The sequence below is a fragment of the Mycobacterium sp. genome (assembly GCF_035640695.1).
Taxonomy (GTDB): domain Bacteria; phylum Actinomycetota; class Actinomycetes; order Mycobacteriales; family Mycobacteriaceae; genus Mycobacterium.
Window position 1 is genome coordinate 1 of record NZ_DASQVQ010000121.1, and the last position, 7985, is coordinate 7985.

General features: G+C 68.6%; 8 protein-coding genes and 1 rRNA gene. All 9 read left to right on the forward strand.

Translation table 11 applies throughout. From position 1 onward, the window contains the following. The first annotated feature begins 168 nt into the window (after positions 1 to 168). A 5S ribosomal RNA gene (rrf, locus tag VE759_RS13955) occupies positions 169 to 282 on the forward strand. Positions 283 to 407: 125 nt separating this feature from the next. Next, positions 408 to 1148, forward strand: a complete 741-nt coding sequence (locus tag VE759_RS13960) for a tetratricopeptide repeat protein (RefSeq protein WP_324933292.1) — start codon at positions 408 to 410, stop codon at positions 1146 to 1148. A 1-nt stretch (position 1149) separates the two neighbouring features. Then, positions 1150 to 2175 carry an HAD-IIA family hydrolase gene (locus VE759_RS13965; RefSeq protein ID WP_324933295.1) on the forward strand — a complete coding sequence of 342 codons (1026 nt, stop codon included), beginning with the start codon at positions 1150 to 1152 and terminating at the stop codon, positions 2173 to 2175. Between the two features lie 8 nt (positions 2176 to 2183). Next, positions 2184 to 2393 carry a hypothetical protein gene (locus tag VE759_RS13970; protein ID WP_324933298.1) on the forward strand — a complete coding sequence of 70 codons (210 nt, stop codon included), beginning with the start codon at positions 2184 to 2186 and terminating at the stop codon, positions 2391 to 2393. Positions 2394 to 2399: 6 nt separating this feature from the next. Beyond that, on the forward strand, positions 2400 to 3209 hold the full coding sequence (locus VE759_RS13975; RefSeq protein ID WP_324933301.1) for a TlyA family RNA methyltransferase: 810 nt from the start codon (positions 2400 to 2402) through the stop codon (positions 3207 to 3209). Further along, positions 3206 to 4147 carry an NAD kinase gene (locus VE759_RS13980; protein WP_324933304.1) on the forward strand — a complete coding sequence of 314 codons (942 nt, stop codon included), beginning with the start codon at positions 3206 to 3208 and terminating at the stop codon, positions 4145 to 4147. Before VE759_RS13975 ends, VE759_RS13980 begins: the two co-directional genes overlap by 4 nt. After that, complete coding sequence (gene recN / locus VE759_RS13985) at positions 4148 to 5899, forward strand: DNA repair protein RecN (RefSeq protein ID WP_324933307.1); 1752 nt, start codon at positions 4148 to 4150, stop codon at positions 5897 to 5899. It abuts the gene before it with no gap. A 127-nt stretch (positions 5900 to 6026) separates the two neighbouring features. After that, on the forward strand, positions 6027 to 7217 hold the full coding sequence (gene steA, locus VE759_RS13990; RefSeq protein ID WP_324933309.1) for a putative cytokinetic ring protein SteA: 1191 nt from the start codon (positions 6027 to 6029) through the stop codon (positions 7215 to 7217). 2 nt (positions 7218 to 7219) lie between these two features. Continuing rightward, positions 7220 to 7985, forward strand: a 766-nt coding sequence (locus VE759_RS13995) for a copper transporter (protein WP_324933312.1), incomplete at its 3' end; no start/stop codon positions are given.

A 7985-nucleotide genomic window follows, 5' to 3' on the forward strand; every position in this document is an offset into this window, starting at 1 on the left:
CACGCAGCAATGCGCTTAGGGAACTGGCACTAACCGGCCGAAAACTTACCCACACACCAACCAGCCGCCACCACACCACACCAACCCACACCCCACCACCAAACACACCCACCACAAAACACAAAAAAAGAAACACAAAAACAAACACAAAAGAACAACCAACAAAGTTACGGCGGCCATAGCGGCAGGGAAACGCCCGGACCCATCCCGAACCCGGAAGCTAAGCCGGCCAGCGCCAATGATACTACCCAACCCGGGTGGAAAAGTAGGACACCGCCGAACACACACAAAAACACCCCCGGCACACCACCGGGGGTGCTTTTTATTTCACAACATTTCGCCAGCCGGAATTGTGTGGTTTCAAGCGGAATTGTCGTCGTTTCCGTTCGGCCCGTATCCTTTATTGGGTGGTCGATGACAGAGCTCCCCGCGGAACGGGCCGGCGCAGGCCGCCCCGCGCCGGCGACCTCGAGCAGCCGTCGCGCCGAGAGGAGCCCGCCATCCCGGCCAGCATTGACGCCAAGCGGCTCGCCCCCGAGATTCGGCGAGAACTCAGCACCTTGGATCGGGCAAACGCCGACACCGTCGCGCGCCACCTGGTCGCGGCCGGCGAATTGCTCGACGAGGATCCGCAAGCAGCCCTCGAGCACGCCCGTGCCGCCCGCGCCCGTTCCGGCCGCATCGCGGCGGTCCGCGAAGCCGTCGGCATCGCGGCGTATCACTGCGGTGACTGGGCCCAGGCGCTCGCCGAGCTGCGGGCCGCACGGCGCATGGGCAGCAAGTCCGCGCTACTGCCGTTGATCGCCGACTGTGAGCGCGGCGTCGGGCGTCCGGGGCGGGCGATCGAGCTGGCCCGCAGCCCGGAAGCGGCGCACCTCACCGGCGACGACGCCGACGAACTGCGAATCGTGGTGGCCGGCGCCCGCGCCGACCTTGGCCAGCTGGACCAGGCACTTGCCCTGTTGTCCACGCCGCCACCGGATCCCACCCGCACCGGCCAGGCCGCAGCCAGACTCGACTACGCGTACGCCGAAACCTTGCTGGCGATGGGACGTGCCGACGAGGCGCTGCAATGGTTCCTGCACGCGGCCGCCGCCGACATCGACGGCGTGACCGACGCCGAAGAACGCGTCGCCGAATTGCCCTGATATGACAAGCCTTGCGCGCCTGCATGATTGCCTGCTGCTCGACCTCGACGGCACCCTGTTCCGCGGCGCCGAACCCGTCCCCGGCGCCGTTGATGCCCTGGCCGCCGCGCACGCCCCCACCTTCTTCGTCACCAACAACGCGTCGCGTAGCCCGGCCGAGGTCGCCAGACACCTCCACGAGATGGGGTTCAACGCCCGGCCCGAAGACGTCGTCACCAGCGCTCAAGGCGCCGCACGGCTGCTGCGCACCCAACTTCGCGCCGGTGCGCCGGTGCTTGTTGTCGGTACCGAGGCGCTGGCCGCCGAGCTGACCAACGTCGGTCTGCGACCCGTTCGTCTATTCGCCGACGGCCCCGTCGCGGTCGTGCAGGGACATTCGCCGCATACCGGCTGGCCCGACCTGGCCGAGGCGGCGCTGGCCATCCGAAACGGTGCGCTGTGGGTCGCGGCGAACATCGACCGGACGCTGCCGACCGAACGCGGGCTACTGCCCGGCAACGGCGCCATGGTCGCGGCCCTGCGCGCGGCCACCGACGACGCACCGCAGGTGGCGGGCAAGCCCGAGCCGACGCTGCTGCGAAGCGCCTTGTCGCGCGGCGACTTTCGAACGCCGCTGGCGATCGGCGATCGGCTCGACACCGACATTGCCGGTGCGAACGCAGCCGAGCTGCCCAGCCTGTTGGTGCTCAGCGGCGTGAGCACCGCGCGCGACGCGGTACACGCGCCCGCCGGTCAGCGGCCCACCTACATCGGTCTCGATCTTCAGTCGCTCCACAGCAATCCCGACGAGCTGAAGATCGGCCCGCAACCCGCATGGCGGGTCGAGGTCAACAGTGACGCGATCACCGTCACCGCCGCCGACGGCGACCTTCACGACGATGGGCTGTCGGTGGTCCGTGCGGTCGCCAGCGCGGTGTGGAATGCGAACTTCGATGGGCAGCCCTTCGAAATCGACGCCGGCGACGACGCGGCGCGCGGTGCCCTCGAGCGCTGGTCGCTGCTGCGCCGGGGGACTGGACTACCGTGAGCAACGAGATGAGTACCGAACCCGGACAGATCCGCGCCGAGATCGCCGCGTTACTGGAGCAGTTGCCCGACGTTGGGGCCGACGGCGCCGACCTCACCGCGGTCGATCTCGACGCGCTCGCCGCGCGCCTGGAAGAGGCCCACGAGGTGCTCGTGCGCGCCCTGGAAGCGGTGGAGAAGGCTCCGGCCGATGGACCGAGCCCGGGAATGGGTGGGTGACCACGCGTGGCCCGGCGAGCGCGCGTTGACGCCGAGCTGGTACGGCGCGGCCTGGCGCGCTCGCGTCAACAGGCAGCGGAGCTGATCGGCGCCGGACGCGTCAGCATCGACGGTATGCCTGCGGCCAAACCCGCCACCGCCGTTGCCGTCACCGCTAACCTGACCGTCGACGCCGGTGGCGAGCGCAACTGGGTTTCGCGTGGGGCGCACAAGCTGATCGGCGCGCTGGACACCTTCAAGCTCGAGGTCCAGGACCGTCGCTGCCTGGATGCCGGAGCGTCCACCGGCGGCTTCACCGAGGTGTTGCTGGACCGCGGCGCGCGCGAAGTGGTGGCGGTCGACGTCGGCTACGGCCAGCTGGCGTGGTCGCTGCGCTCCGACCCGCGCGTCGTCGTGATCGAGCGCACCAACATGCGTGACCTGACTGCCGACGCGATCGGCGGACCGGCCGACGTTGTCGTCGCCGACTTGTCGTTCATCTCGCTGGCCACCGTGCTGCCCGCGCTGGCCGCGTGCGCCTGGCCCGACGCGGATATTGTTCCAATGGTGAAGCCGCAATTCGAGGTCGGCAAACAACAGGTGGGAGCGGGCGGCGTCGTGGTCGATTCGCGGCTGCGGGCCGACGCCGTGCTGACCGTCGCACGTCGCGCCGCCGAACTCGGCTGGCACACCGTGGACGTCACCGCCAGCCCGCTGCCTGGGCCGTCGGGCAACGTCGAGTACTTCCTGTGGCTGCGCGCCCGCACCGACCGGGCTCTGACCGATGAGGTGCTGGATCGGGCCGTCAACCGAGCCGTCGACGGCAGCCCGCAATGACACCGGCCGACCGCACCATACTGCTCGTCGTGCACCCCGGCCGCGAAGAGGTCAGCGAAACCGCGCGCCGTGTCGAAAAAGTCTTGGGCGACAACGGTATCGGGCTGCGCGTGCTATCCGCCGAGGCGGTCGACCGCGGCTCGCTGCACCTGGCTCCCGACGAGATCAGGGCGCTCGGCGTCGAGATCGAGGTGGTCGACCCCGACGAGTCCGCCGCGGTCGGTTGCGAATTGGTTCTGGTTCTCGGTGGTGACGGCACTTTTCTGCGCGGCGCCGAACTCGCCCGCAACGCCGGCGTTCCGGTGCTCGGCGTCAATCTGGGGCGCATCGGGTTCCTCGCCGAGGCCGAGGCCGAAAACATCGACGAGGTGCTCGAGCATGTGATCACCCGTGATTACCGCGTGGAAGAGCGCATGACACTTGATGTGTCGGTGCAGGCCGGCGGCGAAACCGTCGACCGCGGCTGGGCGATCAACGAGGCCAGTCTGGAAAAGGGACCCCGCCTGGGCGTGCTCGGCGTGGTGCTGGAAGTCGACGGTCGTCCGGTGTCGGCGTTCGGGTGCGACGGTGTGCTGGTGGCCACGCCCACCGGATCGACCGCGTACGCGTTCTCCGCGGGCGGACCGGTGGTTTGGCCGGACCTCGAGGCGATCCTGGTGGTGCCCAACAACGCTCACGCTTTGTTCGCCCGCCCGATGGTGACGAGCCCGGACGCGACCATCGTGGTCGAGGTCGACCGCGATGGGTACGACGCAATGGTGTTCTGCGATGGTCGGCGCGCGATGGACGTGCCCGCGGGGGCGCGCCTGAAGGTGATCCGCTGCGGCACGCCGGTGCGCTGGGCGCGGCTGGACAGCGCACCCTTCACCGACCGGCTCGTCCGCAAGTTCAGGTTGCCGGTGACCGGCTGGCGCGGTCCGACCACGGCAGGCGATTAAGTGCTGTCGGAGATCCGGATCGAGTCACTCGGCGCGATCGGCACGGCCGTGGCCGAATTCGACCGTGGGTTGACCGTATTGACCGGCGAGACGGGCACCGGCAAGACGATGGTGGTCACTGGATTGCACCTGCTCGGCGGAGCGCGCGCCGACGCTAACCGGGTCCGGTCCGGCGCCGATCGCGCGGTGGTCGAGGGCCGCTTCAGCACCTCGGAACTCGACGGGCCCGTCGCGGCCGACATCGCCGAGATCCTTGACTCGTCCGGCGCGGTGCGCGACGACGACGGCAGCGTGATCGCGGCCCGGTCGGTGAGCCGGGACGGGCCGTCGCGCGCCTACCTCGGCGGCCGCAGCGTGCCCGCCAAGTCGCTGAGCACGTTCACCACCGAGCTGCTGGCATTGCACGGCCAAAACGATCAGCTGCGGCTGATGCGGCCCGACGAGCAGCGCGCCGCGCTGGACCGCTACGCCGGCGTCGGCGCCCAGCTCGATCGCTACCGCAAGCTGCGCAACGATTGGCTGCAAGCCCGTCGCGACCTCGTCGACCGCTTCGAGCGGGCGCGGGAACTCGCCCAGGAGGCTGACCGGCTCAAGTTCGCGCTCGACGAGATCACCGCCGTCGACCCGGTGCCCGGCGAGGACGATGCGATCGCCGCCGACATCCACCGGCTCTCCGAACTCGACGCATTGCGCGAAGCCGCGCAGGCGGCGCGCGTCGCGCTGTCCGGGGCACTCGACGACACCGACGGTTCGGCGGTCGATCGGGTCGGACACGCCAAGTCCGCACTGGAGGCCACCGACGACAGCACGCTTACCGCGTTGGCCGGGCAACTCGCAGAGGCGCTGACCCTCATCACCGACGTCGCCGCCGAGCTGGCCGGCTACCTCGATGACCTGCCCGCCGATGCCAGCACGCTAGAAACCAGGCTGGCGCGCCAGACGCAACTGCGGGTGTTGACGCGCAAGTACGCCGCCGACATCGACGGCGTGTTGGAGTGGGCGCGCGCGTCGCGGGACCGGCTGAATCAGCTGGACGTCTCCGAGGAAGCCGTCGCCGGTCTCGAACGGCGGGTGGCCGAGCTCACCGGTCAGCTCGCGGCCGCAGCCGCCGACCTTACGAAGGCCCGCGCCAAGGCGGCCAAAGGACTCGCCAAGGCGGTCACCGCCGAACTCGCCGGGCTGGCGATGGCGGACGCGGAGTTCACGATTTCTGTGACGCCGATGCCGGCGCGTGCCGATGACTCAGCGCCGCTGGAATTGCCGACCGGCCTCACCGCGCATGCCGGATCGTCGGGCACCGACCTGGTCGAGTTCGGCTTCACCGCACACCGCGGCACGACGGTGCTGCCGCTGAACAAGAGCGCCTCGGGTGGCGAACTGTCGCGGCTGATGCTGGCGCTCGAGGTGGTGCTGGCATCGTCGGCCGAAGGCACCACAATGGTTTTCGACGAGGTCGACGCCGGTGTGGGCGGCCGCGCGGCGGTCCAGATCGGGCGTCGGCTGGCACGGCTGGCGCGCACGCATCAGGTCATCGTGGTCACCCACCTGCCACAGGTCGCCGCATACGCCGACGTCCACCTGGTGGTGGAGGCCGGCGGGCGCAACGGCACCAGTGCGGTGCGCCGCGTCGACGACGACGCGAGAGTTGCCGAGCTGGCACGAATGCTGGCCGGCCTGGGGGAGTCCGACACCGCGCGGGCTCATGCCCGCGAACTGCTGGAGGCCGCGCGACAAGACGCAAAAGCGCCATAGGACCGCGATTTTCATCAGCCCCAGCATCTGCTCCGCGGAACGGGGGCTGTGACTAAAGTGACAAATGAGGCTGTTGTTACGGCGTGCCGCCTCGACGTCCGGGGCTTTCACGGACAGAATCGCCCCTATGAAGATGTCAGGGCTCCTGTCTCGTAATGCCGGCGAACGGCCCGGTGTGGTCGGCACCGCGCGCGTCGACCGCGACGTCGATCGCCTGCTGCGACGCGTCGGACCCGGTGACATCGTCGTGCTCGACGTGCTTGACCTGGACCGCATCACCGCCGACGCGCTCATCGAGGCCGATGTGGCCGGCGTTGTCAACGCGGCGCCGTCGATATCGGGGCGGTATCCGAACCTGGGCCCGGAGGTGTTGGTCAGCAACGGCGTCACGCTCATCGATGACACCGGCCAGGACGTGTTCAAGAAGGTCAAGGACGGCGCGCGGGTGCGGCTGCACAACGGCGGCGTGTATGCCGGCGACCGGCGACTGATCCTGGGCAACGAACGTGACCACAACGAGATTCACGAGCTCATGCATGAGGCCAAGAGCGGACTGGTCGCGCACCTGGAGGCGTTCGCGGGCAATACGATTGAATACATCCGAAGCGAAAGCCCGCTGCTGATCGACGGCATCGGCATCCCGGACATCGACGTCGACGTGAACCGCCGCCACGTCGTCGTGGTCGCCGAAGAGCCCGAGGCCGCCGAGGATCTCAAGAGCCTCAAACCGTTCATCAAGGAGTATCAACCGGTCTTGATCGGCGTGGGCACCGGCGCAGACCTGTTGCGCAGGGCCGGTTACCGGCCGCAGCTGATCGTCGGCGACCCGGAGCACATCAGCGCCGAGGTGCTCAAGTGCGGTGCCCAGGTGGTGCTGCCCGCGGACGCCGACGGCCACGCGTCCGGCCTTGAGCGCATCCAGGACCTCGGCGTCGGCGCGATGACGTTTCCCGCGGCCGGTTCGGCCTTCGACTTGGCGCTGCTGTTGGCCGATCACCACGGCGCCGCACTGATCGTGACGGCCGGCCACAGCGCGACGATCGAGGAATTCTTCGACCGGTCCCAGCAGCACAGCCTGCCGTCAACGTTCTTGACCCGGCTCAAAGTCAGCGAGAAGCTCGTCGACGCGAAGGCCGTTGCGACGCTGTACCGCAACAGGATCTCCGGCGGCGCCATCGGGCTGCTGGTGCTGGCAATGCTGATCGCCGTCATCGTCGCGCTCTGGGTCGCCAAGGCCGACCATGCGGTGCTGGACTGGATCGTAAGCTACTGGAACCGGTTCTCGCTGTGGGTGCAAGGGCTTGTGCCTAGGACTTAGCCGTGATATCGCTTCGCCAGCATGCGATTTCGCTCGCTGCCGTGTTTCTTGCGCTCGCGGTGGGAGTGGTGCTGGGGTCAGGATTGTTGTCCGACACGCTGCTGAGTGGGCTGCGCGACGAGAAGAGGCAGCTGCAGAACCAGATCAACACAATCGACGAGCAGAAGAATGCGCTGAACGAAAGACTGAAGGCCGCCAACGATTTCGACACCGCGATGGCGCCTCGGATGGTGCATGACGCGCTGGCGCAGAAGTCGGTGCTGATCTTCCGCACGCCCGACGCGTCCGATGACGCGGTCGACCGGCTAACGCGCCTTGTTGGCGAGGCCGGCGGTGCGGTGACCGGCACCGTGTCGCTGACCCAGCAGTTCGTCGACGCTAACGACTCGGAAAAACTGCTGTCCGTGGTGAATTCGTCAATTCTGCCCGCCGGCTGGCAACTGAGTAGCGCGTCGGTGGACCAAGGCTCCCAGGCCGGCGACCTGCTGGGCATTGTGCTGCAGATCAACAGGAATCCGGCGGCGCCTCCGGTCGACGACACCCAACGGCAAACGGCGCTGGCCGCGCTCCGTGAAACCCGCTTCATCTCCTACTCCGACAAGCAGATCAGCGCGGCGAACACCGCCGTCGTGGTCACCGGCGGCGCGCTCGGCGAGGACGCCGGAAACAAGGGATCGACCGTCGCGCGGTTCGCCGCTGCGCTCGCTCCGCGCGGGTCGGGCACTGTGCTGGCCGGCGCCGGCGGGTCATCGTCGGGCACCGCGGCCG